The sequence below is a fragment of the Litchfieldella qijiaojingensis genome (genome assembly GCF_014651875.1).
Taxonomy (GTDB): Bacteria; Pseudomonadota; Gammaproteobacteria; order Pseudomonadales; family Halomonadaceae; genus Litchfieldella; species Litchfieldella qijiaojingensis.
The window spans coordinates 1-19484 of record NZ_BMXS01000033.1 but is presented as its reverse complement, the minus strand read 5'-3'; the positions used below and the strand labels follow the sequence as shown (position 1 = coordinate 19484).

Here is a 19484-nt window from a genome sequence, read left to right as displayed (position 1 = left end):
CACTGCTTTTGATAAATGTCGTGTGTGAGGGTGGGGCGCTTGAAAATACAGGATGTTGTGACTAATAGTGGTGTTATAGGTGGTTTTCGAGGTCTTGATTCGTTCTTGCCAGTCCTTGGGAAAGAGTGCTATACGTTGTAAACACCTCAACTAAAAAGCGTATGCACCATAAATTACAAATCAAAGAGAGACCTGCACCTTGCTGGTGCGGAGCGCAATGAAAAGGTGACAAGATGCCAGTTAGTCAGAGCGAGTTGACCCAGCACTTCGAACACGTGTTGAAGCTGTCACGGGTGGATGAAACCCAGAGTGTTGCGGTGCTCAAGAGCCACTACTCCAACCCCTTCATCGTCACGGCCGCCATGGAGGCGTCTTATCGTCTCGGGGCCAAGGCCTATGCCGTCGAATTGCCGGCCTTCAACCATCGTACGGCCATGGGCAACGACCTGACGGCCTATGTCGGCCACACTGCCCTGACCGGCCATCCGGCGGCGCAGCAGGCGTTGATGGCGGCCGACCTGGTGGTCGATACCATGATGTTGCTGCATTCGCCGGAGCAGGAGGCGATTCTCGAGTCCGGCACCCGCATCCTGCTGGCCGTAGAGCCGCCCGAGATGCTGGCGCGAATGCTGCCCAGTGAGGACGACAAGCGGCGGGTCGAGGCGGCGCGTCAGCCCTTTGAAGCGGCCGAGAGCTTCAGGGTGACATCCGCAGCCGGGACCGACTTCCGCGCCAGCTTGGGACAATATCCGGTGGTGACCGAATACGGCTTCGCCGATGAACCGGGTCGCTGGGACCACTGGCCGAGCGGTTTCCTGTTCTCGTGGCCCAATGAAGGCAGCGCCGAGGGCAAGTTGGTACTTGATGTCGGCGATATCCTGTTGCCCTTCAAGACCTACGTGCGTGACAAACCGGTGACGCTGGAGATCGAGGAGGGGTTCATCCGCCGTATCCATGGCGGTTTCGATGCCGAGTACCTGCGCGAGTACATGGCCCACTTCAAGGATCCCGATGTGTATGCCATTTCGCACATCGGTTGGGGGCTGCAGCCCCGCGCGCAATGGACGGCCTTGGGCTTGCATGACAAGAACGATGCCATTGGCATGGATGCACGAGCCTTCTACGGCAACTTCCTGTTCTCCACCGGTCCCAATACTGAGGTCGGTGGGCCACGCAACACGCCGTGCCACATGGATATCCCCATGCGCCACTGCTCGGTCTACCTGGACGACCAGGCGGTAGTGGTGGAGGGTGACGTGGTCGCGCCGGAGGCGTCGCGTATCGAGACCTGACCCGCTCCCATTGGGGGCTAAAGCCAACAACAACGACCAGAATCCCCATGACACGAACGCTGACCCTGACCGTCAATCGGCAGTCTCACCGCATCGCGGTGGCGCCGGAAACCACCCTGCTGCATGTGCTGCGCAATGACTTGGCGCTGAACGGGCCCAAGTACGGTTGCGGCCTGGGCGAGTGCGGTGCCTGCACTGTGCTGGTCGACGGCCTGGCGGCACGTGCCTGTGTGTTACCGGTAGCGGCCGTTGTTGGTCATGAGGTGACAACGCTCGAAGGGTTGGCAACGGCCGAAGGGCTGGACCCGGTGCAGGTCGCCTTCATCGAGGAGCAGGCGGCGCAATGCGGTTATTGCCTCAATGGCATGATCATGAGTGTGCGTGCGTTGCTCAATCACGATCCTCATCCCTCCAAACAGGCGATTCGTGCCGCTCTCGAGCACAACCTGTGTCGCTGCGGCACGCATGTCGAAATCCTCAAGGCCGCCTATCGGGCCGCCGGTCATGACGATGAGGGGGAGTGCGTATGAACGGCTCCGCGTCTCGACGCCCGACAGGTATCGATCGGCGACCCGGGTCGCTCGGCGGCGAGGGGCGCTTCGGGGTCGTGATTCGCCCACCCGTCTACCGGCTACGTGACGGCACTTTTGTCTGTTCTCGTCTGCTGGGTGTGGATCGTAATAGCGTTGCGGCGCTACCGGGTCGAATCGAGGTCGTGATTGAGGGCAACTTCGTGGGTGTCGTGGCCACCAGTCTGCAAGCGGCGCGCGAAGCGGCTCGGCGATTGCATCTGGAGTGGCAGCCGTTGACGGCCACGGGTGATAGTCCCCCGCGAGGTCGAGCGTTGGAAGCGGAATCTTCGCGGCACAGCGGGAACACTGTCGAAACGGCTGCGCCGCAAGGTAGGTATCTAACACGGCACTATGGCTGGCCAAGCCGCATGCGTTGGGGCGATGAGCCAGGCTGGGTCGTCGCCGATCATGCCCATGATCGGCTCGATGTCTGGGGACCGACGGCGACGCCGACCCTGCTCAAACGCGACTTGATGGCACTCACCGGGCTGCCCCAGGAGACCATCGATCTACACTGCACGGCCCAGGCCTCCGGCATCGGAAGGCACTGCGGCGACGATGCCGCTGCCGATGCGACCCTGATGTCCAGGGCCGTGGGGCGCCCGGTCGCCGTGTGGTTGGATGCCAGTTATGTGCGCGATGTCGAATCTCTTGGCCAGGCCCAGCGCATTGCTGTCAGTGCCGAACTGAATGCGCAAGGTGCGATCGAGCGATACCGCAATCGCCAGGAACTTGCCGGCAGCGATACGCCAGTGGTGGCGCTATGGCTGAGTGGCGTGCTCGACACTCAGCGTCATGATGATGGCGCGACCAGCGAACCGGTATCGCCGCCGTTCTCTCCTTATACCTTCCGCGACCAGCGTCTCGCGGCGCCCGGTGTGTCGCGGGAAGTCCATGGCGATGATGGCGTTCTCGAATTGCAGCATGGCTTCGCCAGGGAATCCTTTCTCGATGAAGTGGCTCGGACAAGCGGCCAGGACCCCGTGGCATTGCGCCTGCGCCATCTTGACGATCGGCGTGGCGTGGAGCTGATCGAGTCGGTGACCCGGCGCGCTGGATGGGTTTGGCCGACCAAGGCCAACGAAGAGGGATTGAGTGCGGATGTGAACCGTGGCCGCGGCTTCGCCTATGCACAATTGCCTGATCGGCATGGACGTATCGACGAAGGCGTTCGTTCGGCGTGGATTGCCGATATCGAAGTCAACCGGATTACCGGCGACGTGAGCCTGACCCGCCTGGTGGTTGGTCAGGACTCCGGTCCCTTGGTCGATACAGCGCAGTTACAGGAGATATTGCAGCAGCGGGTCCTGGGCGTGGCCAGGCCATTGCTGGCCAGGGAGCCGAGCTTCGACGAATGGGGTGAGAATGGGGGTGGTGAGAGTCAGAGCAAGTTGACAGCCGAGACCCGGGATGTTGCCAGGGCACCTTGTTCCACTCCAATGAAGGGCAGCGATGGTGAGCAGGTGTCAGCCTTGTCGCCATTGGATGAAGCGGATCTCTCGCCCGGTGTCGCGGTAATTGCCAATGCGCTCTTCGATGCCACCGGTGTGCGTTTCCGCCAGCCTCCCTTTACTGCTCCCCGGGTACGCCAGGCCTTGCAGGGTGAGTGCGGGACAAGTGGTAGCGAGGCGACAGCCGGACGGCGCCTATCGCGCTGGCGCTGGCGCTGGCTCGCCGGGGCGGCGGTGGCGACGGCAGGAGCGGCTGCCATGTTATGGCCCTGGAAGTCGCCTATCGCGCCGGTGGCCCGGCCTGCCGCCAATCTGTATTCCGCCGAGACTATCGAACGGGGACGGCTGGTCGCCGAGGCGGGCGACTGCGCCGTTTGCCATACCGGCCAAGGCGGTATCGACAATGCCGGCGGCAGGGCCTTCGATACGCCCTTCGGCACGCTCTATAGCACCAACATCACGCCTGACGAGGCAACCGGCATCGGCAACTGGTCCTATGCCGCCTTCGAGCGAGCCATGCGTCACGGTATCAGCCGCGATGGTCGGCATCTGTATCCGGCTTTTCCCTACACGGCCTTCGCCAAGACCAGCGACGCCGACATGCAGGCACTCTATGCCTACCTGATGGCACAGCCCGCGGTCAGTGCGGAGCCTCCGGCCAACGAACTGTCGTTCCCATTCAACATGCGTGCGTTGATGGCCGGCTGGAATGCTCTGTATCACGATGCCGCCCCCTTCCGGCCCGATCCGTCGCGAAGCGATCTGTACAATCGCGGTGCCTATCTTGCCGAAGGGCTTGGGCACTGTAGTGCCTGCCATTCGCCACGCAATGTCCTGGGTGCCGAGCAGGGCGGCGAACGCTACCTGGCTGGCGCCCTGGTGGAGGGATGGGAGGCGCCGCCTCTCAACGCCCTGTCCCGTTCACCGATTCCCTGGAGCGAGGAAGCGCTGTATCGATACCTGCGCGGCGGTGAGTCCGAACTGCATGGTGTGGCATCGGGGCCGATGGCGCCGGTGGTGGCGGGGCTCGGCGAGCTTCCGGAGTCCGATGTACGTGCTATCGCCCACTATGTGGCGGCCCAGATGGACGCCTCGGTAAACGATACCGACGATGCTCGCAGCCAGGCACAGCAGTTGGTGGCTCGCTCGGCGGCGAGCACGTCCGGCATGGAAGCCGGCGAGCGACTGTTCGATGGTGCCTGTGCTTCCTGTCATGTCGACACAGGGCTGCCGTCGTTCACCCAGGCCAAGGTTTCTCTGGCACTCAACACCAACCTGTATAGCGAACGCCCCGACAATGTCATCCAGTCGATTCTTGGCGGCGTGCACGCCACTAACGTTTCCGGCATCGGCGAGATGCCGGGCTTCGCCGACAGCTTCAGCGATTCCCAGGTGACGACCCTGGTCGAGTACCTCCGGGCCCGCTTTGCACCCGGGGAACCTGCCTGGTCGGGGGTCGCCGAACGCGTGTCGCAAATCCGCAAGGACGATAACAAGACGCACGGGTAAGTGCGTAAGACCGATTTTCGCCACGAACCATGGCGAAAAATTCCCCACTCTGACGCTACCAACAAGACGAGGTGGAACATGCAACGAAGTAAATGGGTATGGCTGGTATGGGCGGTGGTGCTGCTCTGCTACCTGGTCCCCTACACCCTGCTGACCGACGTGCAAGCGTGGTATGGAAGCTTCCTGTTCTGGACCGTCGCCGGTCTGGCCGTAATTGCACTGAATGTCTTCATAACAAAAGACTTCGAGGGGAAATGATCATGACCGAGTCGCTTATTTGGTGGTCGGTGGCGATCTACCTGCTGGTCGCCATCGCCATTGCCATCCTGTCCCGCCAGGGCAAGTCGCAGGACAACATGTCGGGTTATTTCCTTGGCAACCGGCAAATGAATGGCTTCGTCTCCGCACTCAGTTACAGTGCCACGACCTATAGTGCCTTCATGATGGTCGGGCTTGCCGGCTTGACCTATGCGGGCGGCGTCGGCGCGCTGGGCTTCGAGATCATCTATTTCGCTGGCGTGTCGCTGGTGGCGATCTTCGGTCCGAAATTCTGGGCAGTCGGCAAGAAGTTCGGCTTCGTCACGCCCAGTGAGATGCTCGGCCATCGCTACGACAGCAAGAACGTCGCCATGGCGGTATCCATTGCCAGTTGCCTGTTCCTGATTCCTTATGCCGCGGTACAACTCGCCGGGGTCGGTTACCTGCTCCAGGGCACGACGGGCGGTGCGATTCCCTTTACCACCGGGGTGATACTGGCTACCGCCATCGCCATCTTCTTCTCCTATGTGGCGGGCATTCGCTCGGTGATGTGGACCGACTCACTGCAGGCGATCATGATGGTGGTGGCGTCGACGCTGGTCGCCCTGTTGGTCATCCAGGGGTTGGGTGGCTTCGGTGCCCTGTTCGATACCCTGGCTACCGAGCACCCGCAGTCGCTGACGGTGCCGGGCAGTGGTCTGTTCAGTTTCGTCACCTTCCTGGGGCTGACCATTCCCTGGTTCTTCTTCAGCCTCTCCAACCCGCAGGTCAGTCAACGCCTGTTCATGCCGGCATCGCTGCGCTCGATGCGTCAGATGTTGCTCGGCTTCCTGGTGTTCGGTTTCATCTATACCCTGGTCTCGGTGTTGTGGGGCTTCTCGGCGCTGGCGGCCTTCCCTGGGCTGGAAAGCGCTGACCTGGCTACCCCGACGCTGCTCGGTTCCGTGCATGTCCCACCGATTCTCGGGGTGATCGTGATGATCGGCATCATGGCCGCCGCGGTTTCCACCATCGATTCGATCATGCTCACGCTCTCCTCGATGTTGGCGCGTGACGTCTATGCCAACGTCAAGCCAGGCACGAGCGAAAAGCGTCAGCTGATCGTCGGCAAGGTGGTGATTCCGGTGATCGCCCTGATGGCGCTCGGCTTCGCCGAATTGCAGCTCGACCTGATCGCCGTGCTGTCGGTAGCCGCTTCCTCTGGTCTGGTGGCCGTGGTTCCGGCGATCATCGGTGCCTTCTACTGGAAGCGCGGTACTGCCGCCGGGGCCTTGGTCAGTGTCATCGGTACCGCTGCCTTCGTGCTGTTCGTCTATGCCATCGGCAACTCCTTCCTGGGTCTGCCGGCTGGCATTTGGGGCATCTTCGTTTCCAGCGTGCTGTTCGTCGGCGTGAGCATGATGAGCAAGGCGCCGGAAGAGAGAGCCGACGAGTTCCTCGATGCGATATCGAGCCAATTGCGGATTCGCAAGGCTACAGGTGTGGTATCCGAGCCGCCGCTCCAGCAGGCCAAGGCAGGCCACTGAGTCGGTATCGCAGCCTGACAGTGAAATAGTGGCTCGATAACGAATGAGTGCCGCGGTGGGAGGATATCCCGCCGCGGCGCTTTGCTTTGAGCATGCTTCCTGCCTGCTACCTGAAAGAGAGCTTCCATGACTCTCGGAAGAGTGGGGAGGGCGGGCAGCGCGTCCTCTATACCAAAGTCGTTGTCATATCTTGGGAATGTCCAAGGGATGGTGGTGATTTTGCCTTATTCGTCGGGCAGCCTTGATCAAAAATGCAATAACCGAATCCCAGTGTCGATTACGCTGAGACTTGCCCCCGGCACGGGTAGCGGCGCCGGGGACGAGGTCTTGCTAGATTAGCGGATAACTATAACGAGGGAGTCCCCTATGCAACGCACGCTGTCCCATTGTCTGGTGGCGCTGTCCATTGCCGGCCTGTCAGCCACCGCCCATTCCGCGACCACTCTGCGCATGGCGCACTTCTGGCCCGGGGCGTCGGGCATCAATCAGGACATCTTCGAAGTCTGGGCCAAGACGGTCGAGGAAGAGTCCGGTGGCGATCTGCGCGTTCAGAATTTTCCCTCCGGCACCCTGGCCAAGGCTGACGATATCTACGAGGCCGTGGTCAACGGTATCGCCGATATCGGCTTGACCGCCCAGGGCTATACGGCTGGGCGTTTCCCTCTGTCGCAGATCGTCGAGCTTCCCGGGGTTTCCGACAACGCCCTGCAGGGCGCCTGTATCCTACAAACGCTTTACGATGATGGGCATCTGGACGAGGAGTACGCGGATACCCGACCACTGTTCATGTTCACCACCGGGCCAGGCTATATCCACACCATCGATACCGACGTACAGACACCTGCCGACCTCGAGGGGCTGCGCATTCGCCGTCCCACTGCCGTGGCTGGCGATATCCTCGAGAACATGGGGGCCAACCCTGTCGGCATGCCGGCACCGGATATCTACACCTCCATGCAGCGAGGGGTGATCGACGGCCTGAGCTTCCCGTGGGAGGGGCTGAAGGGCTTCCGTATCAACGAGCTGGTCGAATATCACACCCAGGTGCCGTTCTATTCGCTGATCTTCGTCGCCACCATGAGCCAGCGCAGCTATGACCGCCTGAGCCCCGAGCAGCAAGCGGTGATCGATGCCAACTCCGGGATGAAGTGGGCCGAGAAGGCCGGCGAGGTGTTCCATCGCCTAGACCGGGAGGGCAAGCAGGAGGCCGAGGACGCTGAGCATACCATCCGTGTGGTCGATGCTCCGCTGGAGCATCCCGACTGGCAGAAGCCGCTTCAGGACGGCATTGACAACTACTTGGCCGGGCTGGAGGAGCGCGGCCTCGATCAGGCTCGCGAGGTCTATGAGGCCGCCCTCGAAGCGCGTGAATCCTGCGCCGCCAACCAGGGTTAAGCGACCATGCAGTATCGACTGGAACAGGCCAGCCATTGGCTGGCCTTGCTGTGTCGTGTCATCGCCGGCATCGCCCTTGTGGCGTTGCTGGCAGTGACCATCGCCGATGTGGGGACGCGCTATCTCTATCGCGTGACAGAGGGGGCTATTGCGCTGCGTGTTACCGGCAGTGTCGAGCTAGTCAGCTACCTGATGCTTTTCTCCCTGCTGTCGGCCATGGCCGCCAATGTGGAGAAGAGCCAGGTGGTGGTCGAAGCGTTTTCTCATGGCCTCTCCGGCAATCTCAAGGCGCGCTTGCATGGCGTCTACCTACTCGGCTTTGCGGCGCTGGGCCTCATCCTGTTCATCGGCTTGCTCGGCTCCGCGGAGGGGGCCGCCCGCCATGGCGAGGTTACCCAGGATCTGCGTTTGCCGATGAGCCCCATCTATTACGTGGCCGCAATACTGAGTCTGTTGCTTGGGATTCGCAGCCTGATTCACGTGCTGTTGAGCGCCGTCTTCGGCATCGATCAGGAGGTGTCCCATGGCGAGTGAAATGATCGGTGCCGTGGGGCTCGGCCTGCTGCTGGTGCTGATGGTATTGCGCGTGCCGGTGGCACTGACCATGTTGATCGTCGGGGTGGTGGGGTTTGCCCAGGTGATCAGCTGGGATGCCGCTATCGCCCAGGTCAAGACGGTGCCGGTGGAGGTGCTGTCCAACTATAGCTTCAGTGCTGTGCCGATGTTCATCCTGATGGGCGTGTTGGCGGCGCATTCCGGCATGGCCGGCAAGCTGTTCGATTCCACGCGGGTGATCTGCGGCGGATGGAAGGGCGGCCTGGCGATCGCCGCGGTGGGTTCCTGCGGTGTTTTTTCGGCGATCTCCGGCTCCTCGCTGGCGACCGCCAGCACCATGACTCGGGTCGCGCTGCCGGAGATGGAGCGTTACGGCTATCACCGTGGGCTGGCCACCGGGGCGTTGGCCGCAGGCGGCACGCTGGGCATCATGATCCCGCCAAGCATCGCGCTGCTGATCTATGCCATCCTCACCGAGCAGTCGGTGGGCGACATGTTCATGGCCGGCCTGGTGCCGGGGTTGATGGGGCTGGTGATGTACGCGCTGACGGTGAGCGTGGTGATGCGTCTGAAGCCCACGCTGGCGGTGGCCGGCGAGCCGACCGCCTGGAAGGAAAAGCTGGTGTCGATGAGCGGCCTGGTACCCTTCTTCGCGGTCTTCCTGGTGATGATCCTGGGAATCTACTTCGGGGCCTTCACTCCCACGGAGGGGGCCAGTGTCGGGGCATTTGCCACCCTGCTGTATGCCCTGGCCAAGGGCATGCGTGGTCGTGGGTTGTGGCGCAGCGTCCAGGAGACCCTGGCGCTGTCCAGCGTGGTGTTCTTCATGCTGGTGGGGGCCGAGACCCTGGGCTATTTCATCTCGGTGTCGCGCATCTCCTTCTCGATCAGCGACTTGCTCTACGGCATGGATCTGGCGCCCATCGTGGTGGTGCTGTGCTTCCTGCTGCTCTACTTCGTGCTGGGCATGTTCATGGACTCCATCGCTATGCTGGTGATCACCGTGCCGGTGGTGTTCCCGATCATTCAGTCGCTGGGCATCGACCCGATATGGTTCGGCATCGTCACGGTGCTGACGGTGGAACTGGGATTGATTACCCCCCCAGTGGGTATGAACGTGTTCGTGATCAAGGCAATGGCGCCCCACGTCGGGCTCGGTGAGATCTTCAAGGGCGTGTCGCCGTTCATCGTCTCTGACTTCCTGCGCCTGGCGCTGCTGGTCCTGTTCCCGGTGCTCACCACGCTGTTTTTGATCTGACTGCCGCGGGGGCGGCGTCATTCGGGGTGCCGGTCGTCACATCTTCCTGCCGCAATCGAAACGCCTTGGGTGACAAGCCGGTTAGGCGTTTGAAGAAGCGCGTGAAATAGGCCGGTTCCGAAAAGCCCAGGTTATCGGCGACCTGGCTGATGGTCATGTTGGTGTAGGTCAGTTCGCGCTTGGCCTCGAGCAATAGCCGCTCGTGAAGCAACTGCAAGGCGCTTCGTCCTGCCAGGCGCCGGCACAGGGTGTTGAGATGCGCGCTGGTCACGCCGAGCTGGGCTGCCAGTGACTCGATGGTGGGTTGCATGCGGTACTGGGCTTCGATCAGCGCCTGGAAATGCTGGAGGTGAAGCCGACCCTTGTCGCGGTGGCTCACCTTGGTTGACTTGTGGTGATGTGGGTCGGCACGCCTCACCAGCTGCACCGCCAACGCCTGGATCTGCGCGTCCAGAGTGAGTTCGCGCCCCAACGCGGGGTGGCGATATTCGTCATGAATCTGCTCCACCAGGGTGGCGATGCGCCGCGAGTCTTCTGCCTTGGACAGAGTGTAGTAGGCGGGCTGGGTCAACACGCTTCCCTGGTGGGCGAGTCGTTCGGCCAGGTGCTGGGCCAAGGGCTTGGCCAGGGTCACGATGTGTCCCTTGATGTCCTGCGAGAAGCGGAAGCCATGGATGGTCATGGCGGGAATCGCGATCAATGCCGGCCCCTGCAGCCGGTGCTCGCTGCCTTCCAACTCGAGGCTCACCTCACCGGTATCGATATGCAGGATGTGCACCAGGTCGGCATGACGATGGGGCTTGATGTGCCAATCGTGAAGGCGGCTGCGTTCGGCGATCGATTCACAATGCAACAGGTCCGGCGTCGGCCATTGGCGTGTTTCACCGTAAAGCTTGAAGACCGGAACGGTATCTTGGGTAACCGGAGGCATAAGCGTTTCACCGTAAGATGCCGATTGCGACTAAAGTTTGGTCTTGATCTTCGCAATGTCCAAGAGTTGTTGCCCAATATGCCTTAAATGGCCTTGTTATGCATTGAAAAATACAAGCATTGGATCAAGGCTAACGAACGAGGCAATCATCGTGAAAACGCAAGTCGCCATCATCGGTGCGGGACCGTCCGGTCTGCTGCTCGGACAGTTGCTGCAGCGTCAAGGCATCGACAACGTGATTCTCGAGCGACGCTCGGGAGAGTACGTGCTGAGTCGTATTCGCGCCGGGGTTCTTGAGCAGGGCATGGTCGATCTGCTGCGCGAGGCCGGTGTCGATGAACGGATGGACAAGGAAGGGCTGCCGCATGACGGCTTCGCGCTGGCCTTCGATAATCGCCGGGTGCGCGTTGACCTCAAGGGGCTGACGGGCGGCAAGTCGGTGATGATCTATGGTCAGACCGAGGTAACCCGCGATCTGATGAAGGCTCGTGAGGCGGCTGGCGGCAAGACTGTCTATGAGGCCGATAACGTCCAGCCTCATGACCTGGAGACCAAGAGCCCCTACGTCACTTTCGAAAAGGATGGCGAGACGGTGAGCCTGGCTTGCGACTACGTGGCGGGCTGCGATGGTTTTCACGGTATCTCGCGCCAGTCGATTCCCGCCGATCGTCTCAAGACCTTCGAGCGGGTCTACCCGTTCGGCTGGCTGGGCATTCTCTGCGATACGCCGCCGGTGTCCGATGAACTGATCTATGGGCGCCACGAGCGGGGTTTCAGTCTGTGCAGCATGCGTTCCCAGACACGTAGCCGCTACTATATTCAGGTGCCCAGCGACGAGAAGGTCGAGGACTGGTCCGACGAGCGTTTCTGGGAAGAGCTCAAACGCCGCTTGCCCGATGATGTCGCAGCCAACCTGGTGACTGGGCCCTCGATCGAGAAAAGCGTCGCGCCGCTGCGCAGCTTCGTCGCCGAACCCATGCAGTACGGGCGCCTGTTCCTGGTCGGCGATGCCGCCCATATCGTCCCACCCACCGGGGCCAAGGGCCTTAATTTGGCGGCCAGCGACGTCAATACCCTGTATCGGTTGATGGTCAAGGTTTACCACGAGGGACGCACCGACCTGATTCCGCGCTATTCCCAGACATGCCTAAAACGGATCTGGAAGGCGGAACGATTCTCCTGGTGGATGACGTCCATCCTGCACAAGTTCTCCGACGAGGAGGATTTCAGTACCCGCATGCAGCAGGCCGAACTCGACTACTACACGAGTTCCGAGGCGGGCCTCAAGGTGATCGCCGAAAACTACGTGGGGTTGCCCTATGAATCGTTGGAGTAAGGCTTTTATTTCAGCGATTCCCTGATCCTCCTTGGCCCGGGCTGTATAGCGGACAGCCCGGGCGCTTTTTCTTCAATGGGTGGTCGTGACGTTACCTTGGATCAGCCTGCGTCAGAGCGCCCCCTTGGCCTTGGCGGTGTGGGTGGCGATGGCATCCATCAGTGGTGGCGACAGGCAGTCGTAGGGTTCCAGGTTGAGCTCTCTCAGCCTGGCGCGTACCGCGCCCATCTCGTCCGGGTTGGTGCCGGACTCGATGATCGAGGAGACGAACGCCGCGAACTCCGGCGCTGCCCAGCCCTTGTCATTGGAGAGTTCGGGATGAATGAAGTCGAGGCCATGGAAGGGATGGTCGGTGTTCTCGATCCGTCCGTACATGTGCACGCCACAATCGCGGCAGGCATGGCGCTGAATGACGGCAGAGGAGTCGACGACCTGCAGCTTGTCCTCGTTAGCAGTCACCTGGAGCTTGTCGCGCGGGACCACTGCGACCATCGAGAACAGGGCGCCCTCGGGTTTCCAACACTTGGTGCACCCGCATACATGGTTGTGAGCGCACTGGGCATCGACGGTCACTTCGACCTTGTTGTCGGCGCAGTGGCAGTACAACTTGCCACCGGTAAAGCTATCGCTACCCGGTTGCACGCCATTGTCGACGGCGGGATGGATATTAATGCTCATGGCTTTCTCCCCGGCCTTGTCCTGTGTTGTTTCCTGGGTTTTTTCCTGCGTTGTCGTCGCTGATGTCGGCGTTTCCGCTGCACTGCTTCGCGTGGTTGAGGTAGTGGGTTTCGACCCGCCGAACCAGCGCTGGATCATGTCCATCAGGCTCATTGGCTTGTTCTCCTTGTCCCCGCGCTCAGTAGTGCAGCACGCTACGGATGCTCTTGCCGGCATGCAGCAGCTCGAACGCCTCGTTGATCTTCTCGAACGGCATGTCGTGGGTGATGAACTCGTCGATCTTCAGCTCGCCGTTCATGTACCGCTCGACATACCCCGGCAGCTCGCTGCGGCCCTTCACGCCGCCGAACGCCGTACCTCTCCACACCCGACCGGTCACCAACTGGAACGGCCGCGTGGAGATCTCCTCGCCGGCCCCGGCCACGCCGATGATCACCGACTGCCCCCAGCCCTTGTGGCAGCACTCCAGCGCCGAGCGCATGACGTTGACGTTGCCGATGCACTCGAACGAGTAGTCGACCCCGCCGTCGGTCATGTCGACGATCACTTGCTGGATCGGGTCCGAGTAGTCCTTGGGGTTGACGAACTCGGTGGCGCCGAACTGGCGCGCCAGGTCGAACTTGTCGGGGTTGACGTCGATGGCGATGATCCGCGCGGCCTTGGCCATCACCGCGCCCTGGATCACCGCCAGGCCGATGGCGCCCAGGCCGAACACCGCCACCGTCGCGCCCGGCTCGACCTTGGCGGTGTTGAGCACCGCACCGATACCGGTGGTCACCCCGCAGCCGAGCAGGCAGATCTTGTCCAGCGGCGCCTCCGGCGAGACCTTGGCCAGCGACACCTCGGGCAGCACGGTGTATTCGCTGAAGGTCGAGCAGCCCATGTAGTGGTGCAGCTGCTGGCCATTGAGCGAGAAGCGCGAGGTGCCATCGGGCATCACCCCCTTGCCCTGGGTGGCGCGCACCGAACTGCACAGGTTGGTCTTGCCCGACAGGCAGAACTTGCACTGGCCGCATTCGGCGGTGTAGAGCGGAATCACATGGTCGCCGGGCTTGAGGGAGGCGACCCCTTCGCCGACCTCCTGGACGATGCCGGCGCCCTCATGGCCCAGCACCGAGGGGAACAGGCCCTCCGGGTCGGCCCCGGACAGGGTGTAGGCGTCAGTATGGCAGACGCTGGTGGCCTTGATCTGCACCAGCGCTTCCCCGGCCTTGGGACCTTCGACGTCGATCTCATTGATTTCCAGCGGCTTGCCGGCTTCCCAGGCAATCGCGGCACGTGATTTCATACGGCTCACTCCTCTCATTGTCATTCTTGTTGTCGTTGTGATGACTTGCCTTGGTCACTTCACTATAGCCAATGCCGCACCACAGGTGAGGGGGTATGGAACCACCATTGCCCTGACAATCGGCCAGCGGCCAGAGCGTCTGCCAGGGAGGCCAGCATGCCGGGTGTCAAAGCTGCCAGAGATGCTTCTTGAGCTTGCCATGGAGCCAGGTTTTCGCTGCCGCGTCGCAAGGCCTGCCAGGTTTTCGACAAGGCGTCTTCAGGGGTCTCCGGTGGTCCCCAGGTAGCAGTCAGTGCCTGGCGGCGCCGCTCGAACACAGTGGCATCCAGATGGGCCAGGCGTGTGCCTTGCGTGATGAGAAACTCGCACACCGCCTGTCGCAGTATCGCGATATCGGCACTGGGCGATTGCACTACGTAGCCCAGGCGTGGCCAGCCACTGGCCTCGCGATAGCGTACCGCCGCCACATAGCCGAGGTGTCGGTGTTGGCGAAGTTCGTAGTGGAAGGGGGCGTCATGGCACTGTGCCAAGAGCTGGAACAAGGTCTGGCTCGTCGGGCTGTCGTCGGGAGCATCGACCTGCAACATCACCGCCTGGTCTTCGCCCTGGGAAGATAGCCATTGGGTGGGCCAGTGTGCGATATCGGCGGAAGCTGGCGAAGTGTGATGGGAGTGTGACGTCGCTGGGCTGGGCAGGCGGTCGCGAAGAGCGACGGCCAGTCGTCGGCAACTGGCCATGGCGTCGCTGGCGCTCATCGTTCCACCGGCCCAGGCCACAAGCGTTGGTTGCGAGTAGAGGTCAGGCGGTGGCAGGTCGTCCAGGCGCGCGAGCAGGCGTTGGGCCAGCAGCCCCTGTTCCGAAGCATCAGCCGATTTCTCCACATGGGGTTGCCAGGCAGCCAGCACCTGGGCAAGACAGGATTCGAGTCGTCCGGCATCACCCCAACTCAATGCCCAGTCACCGCGGCCATCGCTGCCCAAGGTCAGGTTCAGACCCTGGGCGAAGGCAGCCTGACGCAGGGGTAGCGTGCACTGATGCCAGTGCCTCAGCCGAGCGGACGATTCGCTGGGAGGCGCTGGCCAGGCCAGCCCCAGATAGGCATCGATCAGGGGCGGTCCACCTCCCCACCACAGGGGGAAGTCGTCATCGGTGGCGACGAGCCCGGGAGTGACGGACATCGTATCGCTCACCAGGGAGCGGCATTCGAACGTCGGGGGCGGTTGGCGAGGCCACGGAGAAATCCCGGTGGTCATAGGAGGAGATACCAGGCGCAAAAGTGTGCCCGTCTCCGACGCCGTTTCACAGGCCTTCCTCGACGCTGGCAAGGGCTCGAGCACGCGGCACTTGTCGGCATGCAGCCAGTCGGACAGAGCGTCGGGAGCAGCGTCCGCGCTGGGAGGAATCGCTGCCTCACCGAGGGAAAGGCGCTGGGCCAGGGTTCTAGGCCAGGTGTCGAGATCATGCGGCACGGTGGGGCATGCGACTGGCGTCGGCAGCCTCTTGGCCAGATCGGCGACCCATGCCTGGCAGGTGGTCAGCAGTGTTTCGATCTGTTGCTGCCCGGCCGGGGACAGGCTCAGTGTCAGCGACAGGACGGGGGTGGTGGTATCCGCGTTCAGCTCGGCATCGAGATCAAGAATGGCCGCGTGGTGTTGCAGCGTAGCGGCCAGCGCGCCATCGCACAGTGCTGTGGCCAGACACTCGCCAGCCTGACGTTGGGCAGGCGACAACGGCTCGGGCAACGGCCACAACAGCTCCAGCGTCATTGGTATGGGCGCCAGGTCGCTGGGCGGACGCCACTGTACCCGCACCGCTGCCGCCCAGCGTGGAGGTCGGCAGGGGAGGTCTCCGGCTCCCGCGGGAATCGAATCCCCGGCAGCGGTCAACAGGGCAAGTTGCCGGTTGGCCGGTTGGGGGCCGAGCAGCACCAGGCTGATTCGCTCGGCACGATAGTGGCTGGCATGAAAGCCGGTCAGGGCCTCGTGCAGCGCTCGTGGGTTACTGTCGACGCTACCGCCGAGGCTGCGACGATGGCCATGATGAAAGTGTGCTGCTGGGTGCGAAGGCTGAAACAGTCGCGACATGGCGGCTTGTCGGTGCAGCTCCGGATCGGCGAGTCGAGCGCGAAATTCAGCTTCGATCACGTCGACTTCGCTGGCGATGCCGTCGCAAGCCAGGGTGGGGTGGATCAGGATATCTACCAAGCGCTCAAGCCCCGCCTCAGTTGCGTCGGGCGGCAGGTTCAGATGTACATCGGTGGTGTATTCGCCGGTATGCGCGTTGTAGCGCCCACCTTGCTCGCCGACCCAAGTGGCGAAATCGCCGGGCTGTGGGTGTCGAGCAGAGCCCAGGAATAGCGCATGTTCGAGCAGGTGAGCCAGGCCGGGCCAGGCTGTCGGCTCATCGAGATAGCCCGCTCCAACCGCGGCGACCAGGCGTGCCTGGCGGGCCGTGGGGACCTCGATGGCCAGAGCGCGCAAGCCGTTGGCGAGCCGGCGCTCGGCCAGGTGGCTGCCCGGCGGCAGGCCCGCTACTCCACAGTGGGTGGTCATGGCACGTCCCCACCATGAGCCGCGAAGAAAGCCAGCTCTCGAGCGATCAATCGGCGTCGGTTGGCCGGGTGCCGAATGCCGTGGCCTTCCTCGGGAAACAGCACCACTTCGGCCTTGACCCCTTGGCCTCGCAAGGCGGCGGCCATGAACAGCGTCTGGTCGGGGAGTACCACGGCGTCGCGTCCTCCCTGGAAGAAGATGACCGGCGCGACGAAGGTATCGAGACGATTGACCGGACTGGCATCATGCTTGGCAGTTTCGTCGCCCAGCAGCCAGTCGAGATAGCCCGACTCGAAACGATGGGTCTGGGAAGCCAAGCGTACGGCATCGGTAACGCCGTAGAGGCTGGCCCCGGCTCGGAAGCGCTGAGTGCTCGCCAGGGTGTTTAGCACCGTGAAGCCACCGGCACTCTGGCCTCGCAGGAACAGGCGTTCGGGATCCACCAGGCGGCGGGCGACCAATTCGTCGGCCAAGGCGACGGCATCGTCGACATCGAGCCGGCCCCATTGGCCTGCAAGGCGTTCACGGAACGCGCGCCCCCAGTTACCACTACCGCGTGGGTTGAGGTCCGCCACCGCATACCCCTGGAGCGTCCACCAGCGGGCCAAGGGGTCGAATACCGGGTAGCTGGCCGCGGTGGGGCCGCCGTGGATACGCATGATCAAGGGCGGGAGAGTGTCTCCCGCGACGTCGGGGAAGTAGACGAAGGCCGTGACCCGCTCTGTTTCGGAGGCCGGGGTGCTAATCAGGGTCGGCAATGGTGGGTCGTCGGGTGTGGGCAGGGCAAACAACGTTTCCTGACGCTCGTCGCCGAGGTTCACGCGCACCAGCCGGGCAGCGTGGCTCTGCCCCTGGGTGATGGCGTACAACCACTGTTCGTGCATGGCCAGCCCGATGATACGGCTGGCCTCGGGCAACAGTCGTCGGTGAGCGTGGCCTTGCTCATCAACCTGCCATAGCGTGGCGGCTCCCTCTTGGAAGCGCATCAGCAGGCCACCTTCTTTCGGCCATAGGTGGTGGCATTCGCCCAGTTGCCAGGGAGTGGGAACGTGATCGGTGGGGATGTCGCCGATGGCCTGGGCCGTGTCACCGGTGAGACGGTAGGGCTGCCACCAGCCCCGGTGGTCGCTGATCACGATCAGGCTGCTGTCAGCAGCGAAGCGTGGCTGGGTCACCGCGCTACCACCATCCCAGGTATGCTGCTGGACGATTCGGCCATCGCTGCCGAGGTCGGCGATGCACAGCCGCGAGCGTTGCCAGGGCATATGTGGCAGGTTCCATTCCACCCAGGCCAGTCGCATGCCATCCGCTGTCAGCGTCGGTGCGTCGTAGAAGTCGGCACCCTCGGCGAGAACGCAACGCCCATCGTCGTTCAGCGCGACCAGGCACTGGCTGGCGTCTCGTGAGTTTCCCTTTTCTTCCACTGCCAATACGCGTTGGCGCAAAGGGTCCGCCAGCAAGCCGCCATAGCGAGTCTCGGGTTGTGACCACCAGGGTTGTACGTCACCCCCTGTCAGCTTCTGGCGATACAGCATCTGATGGTCACCGGCGACGAAGATCACCGTGTCGCCGAGACGGGTGTGCGCGCCGCCACCGTAACCGTTGACGTGGCTGGCCACGTCCATCTCGCTTGGGGTCAGGGCCTTGGCTCGGCCATCGCACCAATGCCACAGTCGGCGTGCTCCGCTGACGGGATCGGCGGCCAACCAGAACACGCCAGACTCGTCGGCACGCAGGTCGCCCAATCCGTCGGCCGGGCTGGCGGCCTGATGTAGTGCTTCGTCGCTATTGAGATGAACTCTCGACTCATTCATGCGCGACAGAATACCCGCGACTCATGCGTGTTGCGTGGTGTCAATTCGTCTACCCGACGGCGGTCGCGGGCAGCCTCCTCGCGTGCGGCCTCGATCAGGTGGTGATCGGGCGACAGCGCGCACACCGGGTCGGTGGCGGCGGGATCGCCGGTCAGCAGGTAGGCCTGGCAGCGGCAGCCGCCATGGTCGTGATGGCGCTCGTCGCAGTCGCGACACGGTGACGGCATCCACGCCTCGCCACGGAAGCGGTTGAAGGCGTCGCTGGCGTACCAGATCGTCTCGAGCGGTTGCTCGCGCACGTTGGGGAAGGTCATCGGCAGCATGCGCGCGCTGTGACACGGCAGCACCGCGCCGTCGGGGGCCACGGTCATGAACAGCGCCCCCCAGCCGCCCATGCACGCCTTGGGCCGCTCGGCGTAGTAGTCGGGCACCACGAACAGCAGGCGCATATCGCGACCGCGTTCGGCGAGCCGCTCGCGCCAGCGCGCGGTGGTGGCCTCGGCGGCGGTGAGCTGGGCACGGCTCGGCAGCAGCCCGGCGCGGTTGAGGTGCGCCCAGCCGTAGAGCTGGCAGTTGGCCAGTTCCACCGCGTCGGCGCCCAAGTCGTCACACAGCGCGAGGATGGCGTCGAGGTCGTCGATGTTGTGACGGTGCAGCACCACGTTGAGCACCATCGGGTAGCCGGCGGCCTTGACCGCGCGGGCCATGGCGAGTTTCTTGGCGTGCGCCTTGGGCGAGCCGGCCACCGCCGCGGCGAGCTCGGCGTCGCCGGCCTGCAGGCTGATCTGGATATGGTCGAGGCCGGCGTCGCGCAGGGCCTGGAGGCGCGCCGCGTCGAGGCCCAGCGCCGAGGTGATCAGGTTGGTGTAGAAGCCCAGCCGCCGCGCCTCGGCGACCAGCTCCTCAAGGTCCTGGCGCACCAGCGGCTCGCCGCCGGAGAAACCGAGCTGCACCGCGCCCAGGGCGCGGGCCTGGCGCAGGGTGTCGACCCACTCGGCGGTGCTGAGCTCGTCGCGGTAGGCGGCGAAGTCGAGCGGGTTGGAGCAGTAGCTGCACTGCAGCGGGCAGC

General features: G+C 63.0%; 15 protein-coding genes. 9 read left to right on the top strand and 6 right to left on the bottom strand.

Annotated elements, in window-relative coordinates; genetic code table 11:
* Positions 1–233: 233 nt before the first annotated feature.
* The 8 genes from IE093_RS20610 (at position 234) to IE093_RS20575 (ending at position 9816) form a co-directional block, all read left to right on the top strand.
* Positions 234–1292 (top strand): 2,5-dihydroxypyridine 5,6-dioxygenase NicX family protein, encoded by a 1059-nt coding sequence (locus IE093_RS20610; protein ID WP_189472527.1) that lies wholly within the window; start codon positions 234–236, stop codon positions 1290–1292.
* Positions 1293–1339: 47 nt separating this feature from the next.
* Complete coding sequence (locus IE093_RS20605; RefSeq protein ID WP_189472525.1) at positions 1340–1822, top strand: (2Fe-2S)-binding protein; 483 nt, start codon at positions 1340–1342, stop codon at positions 1820–1822.
* Positions 1819–4824: a c-type cytochrome gene (locus tag IE093_RS20600; protein WP_189472523.1), complete on the top strand. Its 3006-nt coding sequence runs from the start codon at positions 1819–1821 to the stop codon at positions 4822–4824. The genes IE093_RS20605 and IE093_RS20600 overlap by 4 nt, the downstream gene beginning before the upstream one ends.
* A 78-nt stretch (positions 4825–4902) precedes the next feature.
* Positions 4903–5082, top strand: a complete 180-nt coding sequence (locus IE093_RS20595; RefSeq protein WP_016417263.1) for a hypothetical protein — start codon at positions 4903–4905, stop codon at positions 5080–5082.
* A gap of 2 nt (positions 5083–5084) precedes the next feature.
* Entirely contained in the window at positions 5085–6608 is a 1524-nt protein-coding gene (locus IE093_RS20590; protein WP_189472521.1) for a sodium:solute symporter family protein, read from the top strand.
* 366 nt (positions 6609–6974) lie between these two features.
* Complete coding sequence (locus IE093_RS20585) at positions 6975–8003, top strand: TRAP transporter substrate-binding protein (RefSeq protein ID WP_189472519.1); 1029 nt, start codon at positions 6975–6977, stop codon at positions 8001–8003.
* Positions 8004–8009: 6 nt separating this feature from the next.
* Positions 8010–8537 (top strand): TRAP transporter small permease, encoded by a 528-nt coding sequence (locus tag IE093_RS20580; protein ID WP_189472517.1) that lies wholly within the window; start codon positions 8010–8012, stop codon positions 8535–8537.
* The gene (locus tag IE093_RS20575; RefSeq protein WP_189472515.1) at positions 8527–9816 is read left to right on the top strand and encodes a TRAP transporter large permease; all 1290 of its coding nucleotides are present in this window, start codon (positions 8527–8529) and stop codon (positions 9814–9816) included. Before IE093_RS20580 ends, IE093_RS20575 begins: the two co-directional genes overlap by 11 nt.
* Here IE093_RS20575 and IE093_RS20570 read toward each other — a convergent pair.
* The gene (locus IE093_RS20570) at positions 9794–10747 is read right to left on the bottom strand and encodes a helix-turn-helix domain-containing protein (protein WP_189472513.1); all 954 of its coding nucleotides are present in this window, start codon (positions 10745–10747) and stop codon (positions 9794–9796) included. The genes IE093_RS20575 and IE093_RS20570 overlap by 23 nt on opposite strands.
* A gap of 151 nt (positions 10748–10898) precedes the next feature.
* On the opposite strand from IE093_RS20570, the gene pobA reads away from it, so the two are divergent.
* Positions 10899–12083, top strand: coding sequence for a 4-hydroxybenzoate 3-monooxygenase (gene pobA / locus IE093_RS20565; protein ID WP_189472511.1), 1185 nt, complete (start codon positions 10899–10901; stop codon positions 12081–12083).
* 111 nt (positions 12084–12194) lie between these two features.
* Here pobA and gfa read toward each other — a convergent pair whose 3' ends face one another.
* The 5 genes from gfa to pqqE all read right to left on the bottom strand — a co-directional run.
* Complete coding sequence (gene gfa / locus IE093_RS20560; protein ID WP_189472509.1) at positions 12195–12761, bottom strand: S-(hydroxymethyl)glutathione synthase; 567 nt, start codon at positions 12759–12761, stop codon at positions 12195–12197.
* Between the two features lie 178 nt (positions 12762–12939).
* On the bottom strand, positions 12940–14049 hold the full coding sequence (locus IE093_RS20555) for an S-(hydroxymethyl)glutathione dehydrogenase/class III alcohol dehydrogenase (protein WP_189472507.1): 1110 nt from the start codon (positions 14047–14049) through the stop codon (positions 12940–12942).
* Positions 14050–14111: 62 nt separating this feature from the next.
* Positions 14112–16601 carry an insulinase family protein gene (locus tag IE093_RS20550; RefSeq protein WP_189472505.1) on the bottom strand — a complete coding sequence of 830 codons (2490 nt, stop codon included), beginning with the start codon at positions 16599–16601 and terminating at the stop codon, positions 14112–14114.
* Positions 16598–18415 (bottom strand): alpha/beta hydrolase family protein, encoded by a 1818-nt coding sequence (locus IE093_RS20545; RefSeq protein ID WP_189472503.1) that lies wholly within the window; start codon positions 18413–18415, stop codon positions 16598–16600. Before IE093_RS20545 ends, IE093_RS20550 begins: the two co-directional genes overlap by 4 nt.
* The coding region (gene pqqE, locus IE093_RS20540) for a pyrroloquinoline quinone biosynthesis protein PqqE (RefSeq protein ID WP_189472501.1) at positions 18412–19484 on the bottom strand (1073 nt) is incomplete at its 5' end. The genes pqqE and IE093_RS20545, both read right to left, overlap by 4 nt.